17 protein-coding genes and 1 pseudogene are annotated in these 16302 nt (G+C 72.5%); 13 read left to right on the top strand and 5 right to left on the bottom strand.

Annotated elements, in window-relative coordinates; genetic code table 11:
* Positions 1–190: 190 nt before the first annotated feature.
* The gene (locus ACZ4AA_RS32735) at positions 191–1072 is read right to left on the bottom strand and encodes an RNA polymerase sigma factor SigF (protein ID WP_467610808.1); all 882 of its coding nucleotides are present in this window, start codon (positions 1070–1072) and stop codon (positions 191–193) included.
* 306 nt (positions 1073–1378) lie between these two features.
* Here ACZ4AA_RS32735 and ACZ4AA_RS32730 point away from each other — a divergent pair, with 306 nt between their 5' ends.
* Positions 1379–2314, top strand: a complete 936-nt coding sequence (locus ACZ4AA_RS32730; RefSeq protein ID WP_467610806.1) for an anti-sigma factor RsbA family regulatory protein — start codon at positions 1379–1381, stop codon at positions 2312–2314.
* A 91-nt stretch (positions 2315–2405) separates the two neighbouring features.
* Here ACZ4AA_RS32730 and ACZ4AA_RS32725 read toward each other — a convergent pair whose 3' ends face one another.
* Complete coding sequence (locus tag ACZ4AA_RS32725) at positions 2406–2975, bottom strand: Dps family protein (protein WP_467610804.1); 570 nt, start codon at positions 2973–2975, stop codon at positions 2406–2408.
* Positions 2976–3224: 249 nt separating this feature from the next.
* Here ACZ4AA_RS32725 and ACZ4AA_RS32720 point away from each other — a divergent pair.
* Both ACZ4AA_RS32720 and ACZ4AA_RS32715 read left to right on the top strand, forming a co-directional pair.
* A pseudogene (locus tag ACZ4AA_RS32720) lies at positions 3225–3416 on the top strand (DUF5133 domain-containing protein); the annotation flags it as partial.
* 294 nt (positions 3417–3710) lie between these two features.
* Entirely contained in the window at positions 3711–4154 is a 444-nt protein-coding gene (locus tag ACZ4AA_RS32715) for a hypothetical protein (protein ID WP_467610802.1), read from the top strand.
* A gap of 159 nt (positions 4155–4313) precedes the next feature.
* Here the strand turns inward: ACZ4AA_RS32715 and ACZ4AA_RS32710 are convergent, their stop codons facing one another.
* Complete coding sequence (locus tag ACZ4AA_RS32710) at positions 4314–4871, bottom strand: DUF4383 domain-containing protein (protein WP_467610800.1); 558 nt, start codon at positions 4869–4871, stop codon at positions 4314–4316.
* Between the two features lie 235 nt (positions 4872–5106).
* Between ACZ4AA_RS32710 and ACZ4AA_RS32705 the strand changes: the two genes are divergently transcribed.
* From ACZ4AA_RS32705 to ACZ4AA_RS32660, 10 genes are all read left to right on the top strand, one after another.
* The gene (locus ACZ4AA_RS32705) at positions 5107–5283 is read left to right on the top strand and encodes a hypothetical protein (RefSeq protein ID WP_467610798.1); all 177 of its coding nucleotides are present in this window, start codon (positions 5107–5109) and stop codon (positions 5281–5283) included.
* A gap of 101 nt (positions 5284–5384) precedes the next feature.
* Entirely contained in the window at positions 5385–7052 is a 1668-nt protein-coding gene (locus tag ACZ4AA_RS32700; RefSeq protein WP_467610912.1) for a PP2C family protein-serine/threonine phosphatase, read from the top strand.
* Positions 7049–8158, top strand: coding sequence for a cobalamin B12-binding domain-containing protein (locus tag ACZ4AA_RS32695; RefSeq protein WP_467610796.1), 1110 nt, complete (start codon positions 7049–7051; stop codon positions 8156–8158). The genes ACZ4AA_RS32700 and ACZ4AA_RS32695 overlap by 4 nt, the downstream gene beginning before the upstream one ends.
* The gene (locus ACZ4AA_RS32690; RefSeq protein WP_467610794.1) at positions 8155–8538 is read left to right on the top strand and encodes an STAS domain-containing protein; all 384 of its coding nucleotides are present in this window, start codon (positions 8155–8157) and stop codon (positions 8536–8538) included. Before ACZ4AA_RS32695 ends, ACZ4AA_RS32690 begins: the two co-directional genes overlap by 4 nt.
* Before the next feature lie 62 nt (positions 8539–8600).
* Positions 8601–8966, top strand: coding sequence for a PRC-barrel domain containing protein (locus ACZ4AA_RS32685; RefSeq protein ID WP_467610792.1), 366 nt, complete (start codon positions 8601–8603; stop codon positions 8964–8966).
* 100 nt (positions 8967–9066) lie between these two features.
* The gene (locus ACZ4AA_RS32680; protein WP_467610790.1) at positions 9067–9438 is read left to right on the top strand and encodes an STAS domain-containing protein; all 372 of its coding nucleotides are present in this window, start codon (positions 9067–9069) and stop codon (positions 9436–9438) included.
* Positions 9435–9881, top strand: a complete 447-nt coding sequence (locus tag ACZ4AA_RS32675; protein ID WP_467610788.1) for an ATP-binding protein — start codon at positions 9435–9437, stop codon at positions 9879–9881. Before ACZ4AA_RS32680 ends, ACZ4AA_RS32675 begins: the two co-directional genes overlap by 4 nt.
* 227 nt (positions 9882–10108) lie before the next feature.
* Positions 10109–11029 (top strand): YihY/virulence factor BrkB family protein, encoded by a 921-nt coding sequence (locus tag ACZ4AA_RS32670; RefSeq protein WP_467610786.1) that lies wholly within the window; start codon positions 10109–10111, stop codon positions 11027–11029.
* Between the two features lie 81 nt (positions 11030–11110).
* Positions 11111–11389, top strand: coding sequence for a GlsB/YeaQ/YmgE family stress response membrane protein (locus ACZ4AA_RS32665; RefSeq protein WP_355773918.1), 279 nt, complete (start codon positions 11111–11113; stop codon positions 11387–11389).
* A gap of 291 nt (positions 11390–11680) precedes the next feature.
* Positions 11681–12889, top strand: coding sequence for a cysteine desulfurase-like protein (locus ACZ4AA_RS32660; RefSeq protein ID WP_467610783.1), 1209 nt, complete (start codon positions 11681–11683; stop codon positions 12887–12889).
* A 43-nt stretch (positions 12890–12932) separates the two neighbouring features.
* Here ACZ4AA_RS32660 and ACZ4AA_RS32655 read toward each other — a convergent pair whose 3' ends face one another.
* Both ACZ4AA_RS32655 and ACZ4AA_RS32650 read right to left on the bottom strand, forming a co-directional pair.
* Positions 12933–14009, bottom strand: coding sequence for a MerR family transcriptional regulator (locus tag ACZ4AA_RS32655; protein WP_467610781.1), 1077 nt, complete (start codon positions 14007–14009; stop codon positions 12933–12935).
* Between the two features lie 211 nt (positions 14010–14220).
* Positions 14221–16257, bottom strand: a complete 2037-nt coding sequence (locus ACZ4AA_RS32650; protein WP_467610779.1) for an ATP-binding protein — start codon at positions 16255–16257, stop codon at positions 14221–14223.
* Between the last annotated feature and the right edge of the window lie 45 nt (positions 16258–16302).

The raw sequence follows: 16302 nt of genomic DNA, 5'->3' as shown, positions 1-16302 counted from the left end.
CGCGAAGGAATTCTCCGGGGGCCGGAAAATCTCAGCGGTGACAGGAATAACCCGGAGTGAACTGGATACACAGGACCCTCTCGGTCCCGCGCGCGGCCGGTACGTACGCGAAATCCCGTCGGCCCGCCCCCGGAACCGAGTCCGGAGCGGGCCGACGGGATCACCGTACGGCTGCGACCTGCGGGTGTTGTCAGGCGACCGCGGGGTCGAGGAGCCCGGCGCGCAGCCGCTTGACGATGCGGGTGATCAGCCGGGAGACGTGCATCTGCGAGATGCCGAGCTCCTCGCCGATCTGCGCCTGGGTGCGCTCCTCGACGAAGCGCAGATGAATGATCCGGCGCTGCCGGTCGTCGAGCTCGGCGATCAGCGGGGCCAGCGAGTTGAAGTCCTCGACCAGTTCCAGCGAGGGATCCTCCGCACCGATGAAGTCGGACAGGACCGCCTCGCCGTCCGCGCCGCCGTCGGCCGTGAGCGCGGCGTCGAGGGAGGAGGAGTTGTAGCCGTTCGACGCCTTGCGGGCCTCGATGACCTCTTCCTCGGACAGGCACATCAGCTCGGACAGCTCACGGGTCGTCGGCGTACGGCCGAGGCGGGTGCGCAGTTCCTCCGTCGCCTTGGCGAGCTCGACGCGGGCCTCCTGCAACCGGCGGGGCACGTGCACGGCCCAGCTCGTGTCACGGAAGAACCGCTTGATCTCACCGACGATGTAGGGGACGGCGAACGAGGTGAACTCGACCTCGCGGGTCAGCTCGAAACGGTCGATGGCCTTGATGAGCCCGATCGTGCCGACCTGGACGATGTCCTCCATCTCACCCTGGCTGCGGCTGCGGAAGCGCGCCGCCGCGTACCGGACGAGGGAGAGATTCATCTCGATGAGGGTGTTGCGCGCGTACTGGTGCTCGTGCGTCCCCTCCTCCAGTACGGCCAGCCGGTCGAAGAACTGGCGGGACAGCTCCCGCGCGTCCTTCGGACTGATCTTCAGCGGCTCCGCGATCTGCGGGAGGACGCCCCCCACGGCCGTCGCTGCCTGCTGCGCCGTGTCCGTCGTCCTGACTGCCGTCACGGCTGCCATGCCGCCCACCCCACATCGTCCGAAGAAATTGATGACAGGGGCCGTCTGCCCCGCATCACACCGCTCATGCCACCCGGTTTCCGAAATTCTCGCGGACGCGTACGACGCGCCCCTCCCGCGACTCCGGGTCGGGGTTGCTTCGTCCCGGGGACACCGTCCGGATGCGGCGAAGTAAAATGGGCCACGGGGTGAGTCCGTGGGTATCGAGAGACGAGTCGGCCGGGCGCAGACGCGCCGGACCCTGGCGTACCCCGAAGCGGGACCGCTCGCCGGACGCCGGGCCCCGGGCGCGGCGGTGGTCGAGGCATGACGACGGCGGCGCTCCACGACGAACCCTTCGTCCACCCCGCGCTCATCTACCGCGACGACCTCGAATACGTGCAGGCGACGACACGGTTCATCTCCGACGGCGTAGCCGCGGGGGAGCCGGTGGCGGTGGCCGTTCCCGCCCGGCGGCTCGAACTCGTCCGTGAGGCGCTGGGACCGCTCGGCGCCGGTGTCCGCTGGATCGACATGGCGCGGGCCGGCCGGAACCCCGGCCGGATCATCCCCTCCGTCCTGCGGGCGTTCGCCGACGCCCACCGGGACGTGCATGTGCGGATCATCGGCGAGCCCGTGTGGGCCGGCCGCACGGAGGTGGAGTACCCGGCCTGCGTCCAGCACGAAGCCCTGATCAACCGGGCGTTCGCCGGACGGGACGTGACCATCCTGTGCCCGTACGACGCCCGTGCCCTCGCCCCGGGTGTGATCGCCGACGCCCACGCCACCCACCCCGTCGTGATCGGCGCCGGGCGGCCGTGCGTCAGCTCGGCCTACGACCCGGACGGTGTGCTGGCCCGCTTCAACCACGTGCTGTCCCGTCCGCCGGGCGCGGCGACGGTCTCCTTCGACGCCGAACTCCTGCCTTTCGCCCGCGACTTCGCCCTGACAGAGGCCCGGGCCCGGGGGATGTCGGGGGCCCGGCTCCAGGACCTGAACCTCGTCGTCGCGGAGCTGACGACCAACAGCGTGGTGCACGGGGGTGGTTCGGGGACCCTGAGGATCTGGGCCGAGGGCGAGCAGATCGTGTGCGAGTCCCAGGACAAGGGCCGGCTGAGCGATCCGCTGGCCGGCCGGCACCCCGCGCCTCCCGATCAGATCGGCGGACGGGGTCTGTTGCTCGTGCACTACCTCTCGGACCTCGTCCGGGTGCACAGCGACGACTCCGGGACGACCGTGCACAGCTACATCGACCGCGTCTGACCCGGTCGGCGGTCGCGCACACGGGGAGGGGGTCCGGACCGGTGCTCCCGGTCCGGACCCCCTCCCCGTCGTACGGGGCCGTCGTTCTTCGCTAGCGCGCGGTGCCCTGTCCGGCCGATCGCGCCGCCTCGCGCTCGGTGCGGGCACCGGCCTGGGACAGCGCTCCGCCGGAACTCTCCAGGTGCGCCCGGACGAACCACTGGAACTGTTCGAGCGCCCGAAGCTGTTCGAGGAGGAGGTCCTCGGTCACCGGATCGATCTTGCCGATCTCGGCCACGGCCGCGCGGTGCTCCTCCACGATCCCCGTGTAGACGAGGTCGAGGGCGCCGAGGTGCGCGATGGCGTCGGCGCGGCCGACGCTGTAGTCGTCCCAGGTCCGTTCGGCGACGAGCGCTCCCGGGGTGCCGTGCGGAACCCCGCCGAGCGCGGAGATCCGCTCGGCGGTGTCGTCCGCCAGGTCGCGGACGCGGTCCACCTGCGGGTCGAGCATTTCGTGCACGGCGATGAAATGCGGGCCCACCACGTTCCAGTGGATGTGTTTCAGCGTGAGGGACAGGTCGTTGAGAGCGTGCAGGCGCATGCTCAGCAGCTCGATGATCCGGCCGCCGTCCTGCGTGCTGACGCCGGGGACCGTGTACTGAGGTGTCGTGGAAGTCGCCATGTTCCTTTCCTTCACACAGATTTCTCGTGCGGTCCCGAGTGCCCGGTCTCCCCCGGGTCACACCACCGTGCCGAGAGGGGACGGGTCCGGGCCGCTCGCGACGCGCACGGGGGCGGAATCGCCGCGTAGGGGACGGGAACGCGCCATCGAGGATGCGTTGGGCCAAATAGGTTGTCTGGGGCGGTCGTTGCGAATGAACCGCCGCGAACCCGGGCACACGGACGAAAACTCGAGAGAGGAGCCCTCGCCGTGCTCGTGCCCGACCCGAAGGTTGTCCGGAGGCTGCTGACGCGTTACGCGGCCCTGAAGATCGCGTACGCCGAGAAAGAGACCCCGGAGACGGCCCGCGGTCTGGAGGACGTCACGTACACGCTCTGTGTGATGACGGGAACGACCCGTGTGCGTGACGCCGTCGCCGCCGCCGACGCCCTGCTCGTGGCGGGGGAGAAGCGGCGCGACCCGCGGCGGACCGGCCTGCTGGCGGGCGGGACGTCCTCCGTGGTCCCGCCGAAGGGACTGCCCGTGACCGCCCCGCCGCTCGCCCCGTCACACGAGGTCCGGACGCTGCACAGCCGGGGCGTCGCCCTGCCCGGCCCGCTCCACTGAGCGCCCCGCGCGTCGGTGCGGGGACATCGGCCGGGCGGCCGGTTCCTGTCCTTCGAACGGCTGAACTACCTAGTCGCATCCCGCTCGTTGTCCTGCTGTGAGCATCGTCGAGGCGGAGATGAGGAATCGATGAGCCGACACAGTAAAGGCCGCAGGCACCGCAAGGTGAACATGACGCCCCGTCCGGTCGGACCGAGGAGGCCGCCGCGTGAGGTGCGGGAGCGGGTGGGCGCGGTCGAACCGCAGGCGGCGAAGGCCAGGCCTCCCATTCCCGGCCAGGACGCGGACGGGGAAAGGGCCGAGGCTGTCTCCAGGACGGTGAGCGAGAGCGGTCTGAGCCGGCACGCCGTGCGTACGTGGGAGCGGCTGGTGCAAGCGGGCGCCGGCGGCGCCGAGGTCGCCGAACTCACCGCGGCCGTGGGCTTCCGGCGTTCCACCGTGCTCGGGCACCTGAAGGGCCTGGCCGGACTCGGACTGGCCGAGGACCACGAGAGCGTGTGGCGGGCGACCGGGCCGGTGGAGGGCGCGGACGCGCCCGAGGCCGTGGCCGTCCCGGCCGGGAGCCTCTTCTAGCAGCCGGCCCGTGGCGGCGCTCGCCGGGCGACCCCCGCCCCGGTCGAGCGCCGCCCCCGGCCCGGTCGACCACCGGCCCGGTCCGGTCGGGCGAGCACCGCCCCCGGCTCTGGCCCACGGCCCTGACGTACGGTCCTTGCCCTGACCAGATTGAACGGGTCAATCGCCCCGGTGTGGTCCGGTGCCCCTCCCGGCGACCGGAAGTGCGGCTGCCCGGGCCTGCCGGCCGTTCCGGGCCAGGGACTCCCCGGCGGCCTCGTGCGGGTGCCGCTGCCGCCAGTACGGATTGTCGTGCGGCAGCTTGCTCGACACGCGCCCGTACATGCCGAACGTCAGGATCACCAGTCCCATCACGAAGCTGAAGACGACGTTGGTCATGCCGAAGTCGAGGATGTTGGCGGGCCGGTCGAGGATGAAGATGTGGACGAAGCCGCTGAGCAGGAACAGTGAGCCCACGGTCATGTTGAGCGTGGAGGCGACGTTGCCTCCGACGACGGCTCCGCCGATCAGGATCAGGCCGACGGTCACCGAGATCAGGCTGAGGGCGCCGTTGGTCGACATGCCCGCGACACTGGCACCGTTCGTGTCGAACGGACTGAGCTCGTCGGCGAATCCGAGGCCGCCGAAGACGAGCAGGACCACCCCGCAGAAGGCGGCCCCCCAGCGGTAGACGACGGCCAGGTGGTGGTCGAGGGGGAGTTCGTCCTGGAGCTTCATCGCCCGTCCTTTCGTACACGGGGAAGGGGCGCTGTCATGAGACGCCCCGTTGTGTGACTTTTCTCCCTTCTTCCGTGGAAAGCCGCCGCGCGGTTGCATCCGCGGGACGGTCCGCGGATCCGGCGGACGCGCGGGCCGCGCGGTGCGGACGCGCCGGGCCGCCTGGTGTCGGGCGGCCTTCTCGGGGCATCCGGACTTCACTGTTCATCGACCGAACCTTCACGAAGGAGATCCCATGCTCGGCATCGCCGCCGCGGTCCTGCTGTTCATCGCGTTCCTGATCAACGCCGGTGACATCGCGACCAATCACGTCTTCACGTCCACGAATGTCATGCTCATAGGGCTCGCCCTGCTCGCCCTTCACCTCTCGGGCGTCGGCGGGGGCTGGACCACGCGCAGCCGCCGTCGCTGAGAAACGCGACTTGCCGTGACGCGGTCCTCCGCGAGATGGTTGTCGGACGGAAACATTCTGTCGGACGGAAAGGTGGTGGGCTCGCGGAGCGGGCCTTGCTCGTGGACACTTCCCAGCAACCCCCCTTCGGCCCACGCGGCGCCGGTACGGCCGCCGCGTGGGGTCTCGCCCCCTGTCCCGTGGTGGTCGCCGACCCGTGCGGCGGTGTGGTCGACGCGAACGCCGCCGCGGCCGCCCTCTTTCCCGACGCGATCACCGGAGCCCGGCTGGAGGAGGCGGTCCCCGCGTGGATCGCCGACGCCCACACCCGGCTGCGGGGCCCGGTGCCCGCACCCCGGGACCGCGGCCCCGTCGCGATCGTGCGCGGCGCGGTCGGCGACCGGACCTTCGAGGCCCACCCCACCCGCACGGACGGGGGTGACGTCGTGTGGTGGCTGGTCGACGACACCGACCGGCGCCTGGCGGAGGACGCACTCAGGGCCGAACGCGAACGTGCCGCGTTCCTGGCCGGGGCGTCCAGCGCGCTGCTGTCCTCCCTGAACGTCGAACGGTGCATGGAGGTGACGGCCGAGCTGGCCGCCGAGCACCTCGCCGACGCCGCGGTGATCGTCGCCCCGCCACAGGGCCGCAAGATCCTGCTCACGTTCTGCGGACCCGACGGCGCCGTCGTCCACCGGACGGTGACCGACGACGTACGGCAGCTTCCGGGGCTCAGCGAGGCGCTGCGCGGCTTCCCGCCCGTACCGTCCCGCTGGATCGACCCGGCCGGTGTTCCCGGCTGGGCCGTGCCGGAAGCGTTCACGGAACCGGTCGGCTCGGCGGTCGTGACCCCGCTGCCCGGCCACGGAGTGCCCGCGGGCGCCCTGATCCTGCTCCGCTCCAGCCACCGGGCCGCGTTCACGGAGAGCGAGGAGATCTTCGCCCGGCTCTTCGCCTCACGCGCCGGAGCGGCCATGTCCGCCGCCCGCATGTACGCCGAACAGGCCGCCATCACGGCGACGTTGATGCGCGAGCTGCTGCCGCCCCAGCTGCACGCGGTGCACGGGGTCGAGTTCGCCGGACGCTACCGCCCCGCGGGCCTGGCCGAACGCGTCGGCGGCGACTTCTACGACGTCCACCCCGCCGCGGAGGAGGGGCAGGAATCCCTCGTCGTCCTCGGGGACGTCTGCGGCAAGGGGCTGGAGGCCGCCGTGCTGACCGGCAAGATCCGCAACACGGTGCAGGCCCTCCTGCCGCTCGCCGACGACCACCAGCGGCTGCTGGGACTCCTCAACGGCGCGCTGATGAACTCCCACCACACCCGCTTCGCCACCCTCGCGATGGCCTCCGTCGTCCGCCGCGCGGGCATCGTCAGGCTCCGGGTCACCAGCGCCGGACATCCCGCCCCGCTGATCGTGCGGGCCGACGGCGCGGTCGAACAGGCCGCCACCCGCGGGACACTCATCGGCGCGTTCCGGGACGTCAGCTCCACCACGGTCCAGGTCGATCTGGCGCCGGGCGAGACCTGCCTCTTCTTCACGGACGGCATCACGGAGGCCAGGGGAGGACCCCTGGGCGACGAGTTCTTCGGCATCGAACGGCTGGAGACGGCGCTCGCCGAGTGCGCCGGCATGCCCGCCGAGGCCGTGGTCGAGCACATCCAGATGCTCGCCGCGCAGTGGGTCGGACGCGGAGGCCACGACGACATGGCCACCGTCGCGGTCACCGCACCCCACCACGCGCATCTGAGTGCGGTGAACGGCCATACTCGGGGCAGGTACACAGGATGACCCTCCATCCCGTCCAGCGACCCGAGGCCCCGGCCCTCGGTCCCGCCCGCGAGCTTCTGTGGTCGGCCGTCCACCAGGGTGACGAGCACCGGGCCGCGGCCATCGTCCTCGACGCGCTGGAGTCGTCCGCCGACGCCGAGACCGTCCTGCTCGACCTGATCGCTCCGGTCCAGGCGAAGGTCGGCACCGAATGGGCGGCGAACCGGCTCACCGTCGCGCAGGAGCACACCGCCACCGCCATCCACGAGCGGGTCATCGCCGTCCTCGCCCACCGGCCCGAATCCCGGAACGAGACACCGGGCGGACCTCGGGTCACCGTCGCCTGCGTCGACGGCGAGTGGCACGCGCTGCCGGCCAGGCTCCTCGCGGAGGTGCTGAGGCTGCGCGGCTGGCGCGTGGACTTCCTCGGCGCGCACGTACCCACCCCCCATCTCATCGCGCATCTGCACCGGACGGGACCGCGGGCGGTGGCGCTCTCCTCCTCGATCCCCACCCATCTGCCCACCGCGCACACCGCCATCACGGCGTGTCAGGCGGCCGGCGTGCCCGTCATCGCGGGCGGCGCCGCCTTCGGCCCCGACGGCCGGTACGCCCGTGCCCTGGGCGCCGACGGATGGGCCCCCGACGCGCGCGGGGCGGCGGCCGTCCTCGAAGGGGGCCTCGACCGGCCCCGCCCCCCGGCCTTCCACCAGGGCGTCGACGACCTGCCGCACCTGGCCGACCAGGAATACACGATCGTCGCCGGGACGACGCACCAGCTCGTCAAGCAGACCCTGGCGGACCTGGAGGACCGGTTCGAGCCGATGCGCCGCTACACCGAACGGCAGCGACGGCACACCGCCGAGGACCTCGCCCACATCGTCGACTACCTCGCCACGTCCCTGTACGTCGCCGACGAGCGGCTGTTCACCCGGTTCGTCCTGTGGACCGCGGACATCCTCGCCGCCCGACATGTCCCCGCGCGGAGCCTGGACCCCGCCCTGGACCTGCTGGCCCTGCAACTCAAGGACTTCCCGCGCGCCTGCCGCACCCTGGCCCACGCGCGGGAGGCGCTCGGAGAACGAACGCCCCTCACCAAGATCCCCGGCCCCGGAAAGCCCGTATGACCACCTCACATCCCCCCGCCTTCACCCTGACCGTCGACGTCCGGCCCACCACGCTGGTGATCCACGTCGCCGGAGATCTCGACCACGAGACCTGCGACGAGCTGATGAGGACCGTCGACCAGAACTTCGCCGGTGGCCACGGCCCCGGCGGACGGATTCCGGAGCTGCGCGTGGACTTCGCCGGTCTCGTCAGCATCGACTCCATGGGCCTGGCCACCCTGCTGATGATCCGGCGCCGTACGGACGCCGCCGGGGCACGCCTGTACCTCGATCAGCGTCCGCGCGCCCTGGACCGGCTGCTGGAGATCACCGGAACCCTGGAGCATCTCACCGCACTCCCTCACCAGGGCGGCGGGCAGCGGAGTCCGGGGACCGGCTGAATGCGCGCCGGATAGCGGGGTATTGGGCTCGGCAGAGCGCCCCGCGACTGACGGAGGAACATATGACGATCGACGGAATCTGGTCGTACGCACCGGAGTTCGGCCATCCCGAAGCGGCCGAACTGGCCGGCTACACGGTCGAGGCCACCGACGGGACCATAGGGCATGTCGACCGGCAGGCCGACGGATCGGGGATGCGGCACCTCGTCGTCGACACCGGCGTCTGGGTCTTCGGCAAGAGCGTGCTGGTTCCCGTGGGCGTCGTCGCCGGCATCGACACGCAGTCCGGGAAGATCACCGTCGCGTGCACCCGCGACGAGGTGAAGTCGGCGCCCGTGTTCAAGACCGACCGGGAGACCTCGGACCCCGCCTATCTGTCCCGCGTCGGAACCTACTACCGCAGTCTCCGGCCGAGGCGGCCCGAGTGAGCCGCCGCGCGGTGGCCCACGGCGACGTGCGTGCGGCGGCCGCCCGCCGCGACCCGAGAACCTCGCTCCGTCGCGGGAGCGGAAGAGAAAGAGTGTGCACATGTCGGACGGGGCGGAAGCCACCGTGACCCACGGGACGGCCCAGGACGCGTTCGTCGTGCGGGTGGGCGGCGAGATCGACCACGAGAGCGCCTTCCGGCTGGAGGAGGCCCTGAGCCTGGCGTACCGGGTGGGCCCGGAGCGCACGGTGGTCGATCTGTCGGCGACCGACTTCGCCGACTCCTCGATCCTGCACGTCCTGCTCGAAGCACAGCGCGCGCACCGGGCCCGCGGCAGGCTCATGGTGGTCTGCGGGCCCTTCGGCGACATCGTCCGGAGGCTGTTCGACGTGACGGGGACCGCGGGCTATTTCGTCCTCGCGGACAGTGTCGGTGCGGCACTGGAACTCCCGGACCCGGCGACCGGGCGATGAGCCCGGCCGACCGCAGGCCGGTGGCCGGGCCGGGCCCGGGAGCGAGCGAAGCGATCACGAGCGCCGCCGCCGCACGGGACCACGTCCGCGGGCTGCTGCGCGCACACGGCCGGACGGGCGGGGCGCATCCGGACGCGGTCGTCGACCTGCTGCTGGTGGTCTCGGAACTGGTCACCAACGCCATCCGGCACGGCGACGGCCTCGCCGGATTCGACGCCGACCTGACCGAGGAAGGCGTACGGCTCACCGTGTGCGACAACAGCGACATCGTCCCCGCCCAGGCCTACGGCACGGGCGAGATACCCCACACCCACCGGACCAACGGGTACGGCTGGCCCCTGATCATCCGGCTCTCGGGCGCCGTCACCGTCGAACCGCGCCCCGGGGGCGGCAAGACGATCCGCGTGTTCGTCCCCCTGGCCCGACCGGACGGCCCGGCCTGACCGCATCCGGACCGAACCCCAGCTGAGCAGGCGTAGGGGCGGTCGCGCGTGGAAGAAGAGCCTCGACCGACTCCGCCGGACGCGGCGGGCCGGGATGGCCGGTCCGACCGGCGCGGAGAGGTGAGACATGAACAGACGCATCGTCACGAGATTCGAGAAGGCGCGAGGCGTCCACGCCCCGTGCCGGAGCCGGGCACGGACCGGCGGCGGCCGGCGGTGGGCCGCTCATGTCCGCTGAGTCCCGGCCGGACGGCGTCATCGGAACGGTGCGCCCGGCCCGGCCCCGCCCGCACGGGCCGAGGACGACCGCCTTCTGGTGGCCGGCGCTGCGCCGCACCCCGGTCTCCATGTGGAACGACGACGTGTCCGACTGGGCGGCCGCGCTGACGTACTACGCGATCCTGGCCGTCCTGCCGGCCATGCTGGTCATGGTCATCGCCTTCGGCCTCATCAGCCCCGGTACCGCCGAGCAGTTCATCGCCCACGTCACGGCGTACGCGCCGGCACAGTCGGGTGCGGAACTGCACCAGGCGCTGGGGGAGATGCTGCACAAACGCTCCGCCGCCTGGACGCTGCTGGTCACCGGCGCGGCGAGCGCGTTGTGGTCCGCGTCGAGTTACCTCGCGGTGTTCCGGCGGGCCCTGCACCGCATGCACGACGTGGCCGATCACCGCTCGGCCTGGCGCACCGCGCACCGGCTGGTGCTGACCGCGCTGGCCCTGCTCGGGCTGCTCGTCGTGAGCGCGCTCGTCCTGCTGCTGACCGGCCCGGTGGCGGAGGCCGCCGGCCGGCTCCTCGGGGTGGACCGCACGGTGGCCCTGGCCTGGAACCTGCTCCGCTGGCCGCTGTTGATGTGCCTGGTGGCCCTGCTGGTCCTCGTCGTGTTCCGCACGGGGCCGCCGGCCGCCCGCCGCCGGCGGCACACCCTGCCCGGCGGCCTGCTGGCCGCCTTCCTCTGGCTGGCCGTCTCGGCCGGGTTCGCCCTGTACGCCTCCGTCCTCGGCACGTACAGCAGGCTCTACGGCTCTCTCGCGGGCCCGGTCGTGTTCCTCGTGTGGCTGTGGCTGTCCAACCTCGCGCTGCTGGCCGGGGCGCAGTTCACGGCCGAACTGAACAGGGCCGCGGCGGCGGACCGGACGCCGGTCTGAGGTTCGCAGGTTTGTTCCGGCCGGGACGGCGCACACGGAGTGAGGAAGCCACATCTTGTACGGACGGACGATGGAGGAACTGTGGGCATCATCGCTTGGATTCTGATCGGGTTGCTTGCCGGGGCCATCGCCAAGCTGCTCCTGCCGGGCAAGGACCCGGGCGGCATCATCATCACGATGCTGATCGGCGTCGCGGGAGGTCTGCTCGGCGGCTGGCTCGGCAAGGTGATCTTCGGCGTCGACTCGATCGACGGGTTCTTCGACCTGTCGACCTGGATCGCCGCCATCGCGGGATCGCTGATTCTCCTGGTTCTGTACCGGGTGCTGACGGGCAACAGCCGGTCGCACCGCCACGCGTGAGCGGGTTCGGTCCCGTTTCACACGTCATGACTCACGGCCTGGGGCCGGCACCGGAGTTACCGGTTGCCGGCCCCAGGCCGTTCGTCATGGAGCGGCACACGGACACCTCAGGCCGGCCCCCGTGTCACGGCCCGGTGAGCGCCGGCGGACTCGCCCCGCCTTTCCACGGGATGGGCCACCTGCCATGATCACCGCAGAACAGAGGCCCGCCCGGTCACGGGAGCCCGTGCCCGCCGGACGCCGTTGCGGACCGGCCGGCGCGGGCCGTGACGCAGTCCGTGAGGAGTCCGAGTGACCTACGACGTCGGTGCCCTGCGCGCCGAGATCCCCGCCCTGCTGTCCGGTGTCGCGCACTTCGACGGGCCGGGCGGCACCCAGACCCCGGCCCGGGTGGCCGGGGCGATCGCGGACGCGCTCACCGGCCCGCTGTCGATCCGGGGGCGGCTGACTCCGGGCGAGGTGAACGCGGAGAACCTCGTCCAGGGGTTCCGGCGGGCGGTGGCCGACCTGGTGGGCGCTGAGCCGTCCGGGGTCGTCTTCGGCCGCAGCGCCACCCAGCTCACCTACGACGTCGCCCGCACCCTCGCGAAGGACTGGGCCCCCGGTGACGAGGTCGTCGTCAGCCGGCTCGACCACGACTCCAACATCCGGCCCTGGCTCCAGGCGGCCGAGCGGGCCGGAGCCCTTGTGCGCTGGGCGGACTTCGATCCGGGGACGGGTGAACTCCCGCCCTCCGCTGTGGACGCCGTCCTGACCGAGCGCACCCGCCTGGTCGCCGTCACCGCCGCCTCGAACCTGCTCGGGACCGTGCCGGACGTCGCCCGGCTCGCCCGTCTGGTCCACCGGAACCCGCGGGCGCTGCTCTACGTCGACGGGGTGCACTACACGGCGCATGCCTTCGTGGATCTCGACCGGCTCGGTGCCGACTTCTTCGTGTGCTCGCCCTACAAGTTCCTCGGCCCGCACCACGGCGTCCTGACCGCCTCACCCCGGTTGCTGGAGCGACTGCGCCCGGACAAGCTGCTGCCGTCCGCCGACACGGTTCCCGAGCGGTTCGAACTGGGCACGCTGCCCTACGAGTTGCTCGCCGGTACCACCGCAGCGATCGACGTCCTCGCCGGCCTCGCGGGCGACACGGCGGGCGGGCGCAGGGACCGGCTGCGGGCGGCCTTCGGGGCGATCGAGCGCCACGAGGGGGCGCTCGCCGAGCGGCTGGAGGTGGGCCTGGCCGAACTGCCGGGTGTCACCCTGCGCTCCCGGGCGGCCGAGCGCACGCCCACCTTGCTGTTGACGTTCGACGGCCGGGAAGCCGCCGAGGCCTCCGTGTTCCTCGCGGACCGCGGGGTGCACGCACCCGCCGGATCGTTCTACGCGCTGGAGGCGTCCCGGCATCTGGGCCTCGGCGACACCGGGGGCCTGCGCGTCGGCCTCTCGCCCTACAGCGACAAGGACGACGTCGACCGGTTGCTGGAGGGTCTGGCGGCTTTCCTGCGGTCGTAGGGCGTGTCCCAGGGCCGGACGGACGGGAATCGTCGGACGGACCCTAGGAGCGTGCCGGAGCCGGTGTGTCGGCGGTCCGCTCGTCCGGCGAGGTGATCAGACGGAGTGCCTCGGCGAGGTGCTCCAGACGGAGGAGTCCGGGGCCGGGCTCGGTGCCCCAGCCCGGTCCGCCGAGCAGGATCCGGCTCCGGGTCCGTGCTCCCCGTACTCCCCAGCGCGTCGCGGCGAGATGGCGGGCGAGCGGGAGGTTCGCCGTGGACCACGACTGTGACCACAGGACGACCGCCGGGGGACCGACCCGCCGCACCGCCGCGATGAGCGCCTCGGGCGGGACGGCGGCGCCGAGCATCAGCACCGGTACGCGCCGTTCCGCCAGCGCCGCGTTGAGCGCCTCCAGGGACAGGGTGTGCAGCTCGCCCGGAACGCAGGCCAGCAGCACGGGGGAGACGGAGGCGGGTGGTTCGTGGCCGGCCGCGGACACGTAGACACGCAGCAGGGTCGCGGAGACGTGCCAGGACATGAGGCGCTCGACCTCGACGTGACGGTCCCCCGAGGACTCCCATCGGCGGCCCACCGCCCGCAGGGCGGGCACCATCACCTCCTCCCAGGCCTTGGTCAGCCCGTGGTTCCGTACCGCCGCCGTCAGCTGTTCCTGGACGGCGGCGGCGTCCAGCCGGACGGCAGCCCGCTCCAGGCCCCGGCACTCCTGTGCCACGTCTCCTTGAGGCCGCCCGGCGCGCGGCGGGGTTCCCTCGCCGGGGCCCGTCGTCGCGGTCCGCTCCGGAACCCGGACGCCCGCCCCGGTGCGCGCGGTGGCGCGGGTGCGGGAGGCGACGGCCGGTGAGGCCGCGACACGGCCGCGAGCGGTCTCCTTCGCGGCACGGGCCGCCTCGGCGGGCGGCAGGCCGGCGGCGGTCAGCCGGCACATCTCCTGGAGCATGGCCACGTCGTCGGGTGTCCAGCGGCGGTGGCGGCCGTCCGCCCGCACCGCGGGCCCCAGACCGTACCGCCGGTCCCAGGAGCGCAGCGTCGTGGGCGACACCCCGAGCCGGCGCGCCAGGAATCCGGTGGTGACTCCCGCGCCGGTGCTCTCCGTCTGCTCGTCGGTCCTCAGTTCCACGGCGCCGCCCCCGGGGAAGTGGTGGACCGTGTTCGCTCGGAAGCGGTGTCCCACCCATGGGCGACGGGGAGTGATGCGGGGCGGCAGCACATGACGGGCCTCACCTCGGTCTCGGAGCCGTCAGGCACCCGGCAGGTCCGCCGGGCTCACTCCTGGTTCGGCGCGGAGCGGCCCACCGGATGCAGGCACGGGGTATCGGGTCCGACGCCGGTCAGCGGTTTCCGTCGCCCTCGCGGGGACCGTCGAGGAGGCGGTGCAGGATCGTCTCGGGGTCGGTGAGCGCCGAGTGCAGCAGAGCGCGTTCGTACCCGTCGTCGCCGAGGAGGGAGCGGGCCGTGTCCTCGTAGCGCTCCCGGACCGGGCCCAGCTCGGGGGTGCCGCGCTGCGGATGTCCCACCGCGCTCCAGTACGTCTCCCCGGCGCCGTACGCGGCGACCGCCCGTTCGCCCGCGCCCTGTGCGGCCAGGGCGGAGGCCAGCAGATCCAGGCCCAGCGCGATGCCGAAGCTGTCACCGATGTGCCGCTTGCCGTCCAGCATCGACAGAGCGTGGGCGCTGGCGTCCCGCGCGCGGTCCTCGAAGAGACCGATGAGCGCCAGCTGGTAGTCGGTGTACGAGCGGGTCCACCACTCGCCGCGGGCGACACAGCCCCGCCGCAGTTCCTCCGCCTCCCCGCGCGCCTCGTCGAGGAGCCCCTCACCGGTGAGGGCGAACACCCTGACCAGCCGGCACAGGATGTGCCCCGCGGAGGTGAACGCCGTTCCGCCGGCGCCCCGCAGAGCGCGCTCGACCTCCTGCCTGGCCGCCATGGGCCGCCCCAGCAGCAGGTGCGTCAGACCGAGGAGATAGGCGGCGTCCAGGGTTCCCCCGACGTCGTTCTGGAGCTCCGCGCGGTCGTGGCAGAACGCGGCCAGCTGCGCGGCTTGTTCGTGCTCGCCGCGCAGGACACGGGTGATGCCCAGCGCCCACAGTGCCCTCGTCCTGACCGGACCGGGGGCGGCGGACAGCGCCAGCGCGTCCTCCAAGTAGGCAGCCGCCTCCCTGAGATGTCCGCAGCAGCTCCAAGGGAAGGCGAGCAGGCCGATCAACTCGAGCGCGCTGTCCGGCCGTTCGGAGAGCAGGTGGTCGAGCGCCGCGCACAGATCGGCGTGCGCGGAGCGAAGCCGCTCGTACCAGCGCGCCTGCTGCTCGCCCAGCCAGCCGTCCTTGGCCTCGCGGGCCATCCCCAGGAAGTGCGCGGCGTGCCGGTCCGCCGACGCGCGGCTCTCGCCCAGCCGGTCGAGCCACATGCGGCCGTACTCCCGGACCGTGTCGAGCATCCGGTACGCGCCGTCGGCGTGCGACAGCACCGACTTCCTCGACAGGCCCGCCAGCGCCCGCTCGACCTCGTCACCGGCGAGGGGACCTCCGGCGCACACGAGACGCGCGGTGTGCGCGTCCACCGGCTCCCGGAACACCGACATCCGCGCCCACACGAGGCGTTCGGCGGGTTCGCACAGTTCGTGGCTCCAGCCGATCGTCGTCCGTACCGCCCGGTGGCGCGGCGGCCCGGGGAGCGTGCCGTCCGCGGTGATGTCCAGGCGCGCGCCGAGTTCGAGCTCGACCTCCTCGACCGTGCGGTGCGCCAGTTGTCCGGCGATCAGCTCCACCGCCAGCGGCATGCCTTCGAGCCGTGCGCACAGCCGGGCGGCGGCGACCAGGTCCGCCGGGGAGGACACGGGGGCCCCGGCCGTGGCCGCGCGCAGGCGGAACATCTCCACGGCGTCCGTCGCGGGCGGCAACGGCCCTACGGTGACGACGTGTTCACCGGGGACAGCGAGCGGCTCCCGGCTCGTCACCAGGACGGTCAGGCGGGGGCAGGCCGAGACCAGGCGGGAGACCAGACGGCGGCACGGGGCGACGAGGTGCTCGCAGGAGTCCAGGACGAGCAGGGCGTCCCGGTCGGCCAGCCAGTCGGTCAGGGAGTCGAGCGCCGGGTTCGTCGTGTGGTCGGCGAAGTCCACCGCGTCGGCCACGGACGCGACGAGCAGCCGGTCGTCCGGCAGGGGCCACAGATCGGCCCAGGCCACCCCGCGTTCCCCCGCGCGCAGCACTCTCTCCGCCGCCTCCAGCGCCAGCCGGCTCTTGCCCACTCCGCCGGTCCCGGTCAGCGTCACGAGCCGCCGCTCGCGCAACGCCTCGTCCAGGTGGGCGAGTTCTTCCTGGCGTCCGACGAATCCGGGAGGAACGGTCGGCAGATTTCTCAGCACGCGCACAGTCTTTCGGCCCGGACCCCGCTGTGTGCCGACTTGACC

The organism is Streptomyces sp. NPDC024698 (genome assembly GCF_055559015.1).
Note: the sequence above shows the minus strand (reverse complement) of the source record. Positions and strands in the feature narration are given on the sequence as shown.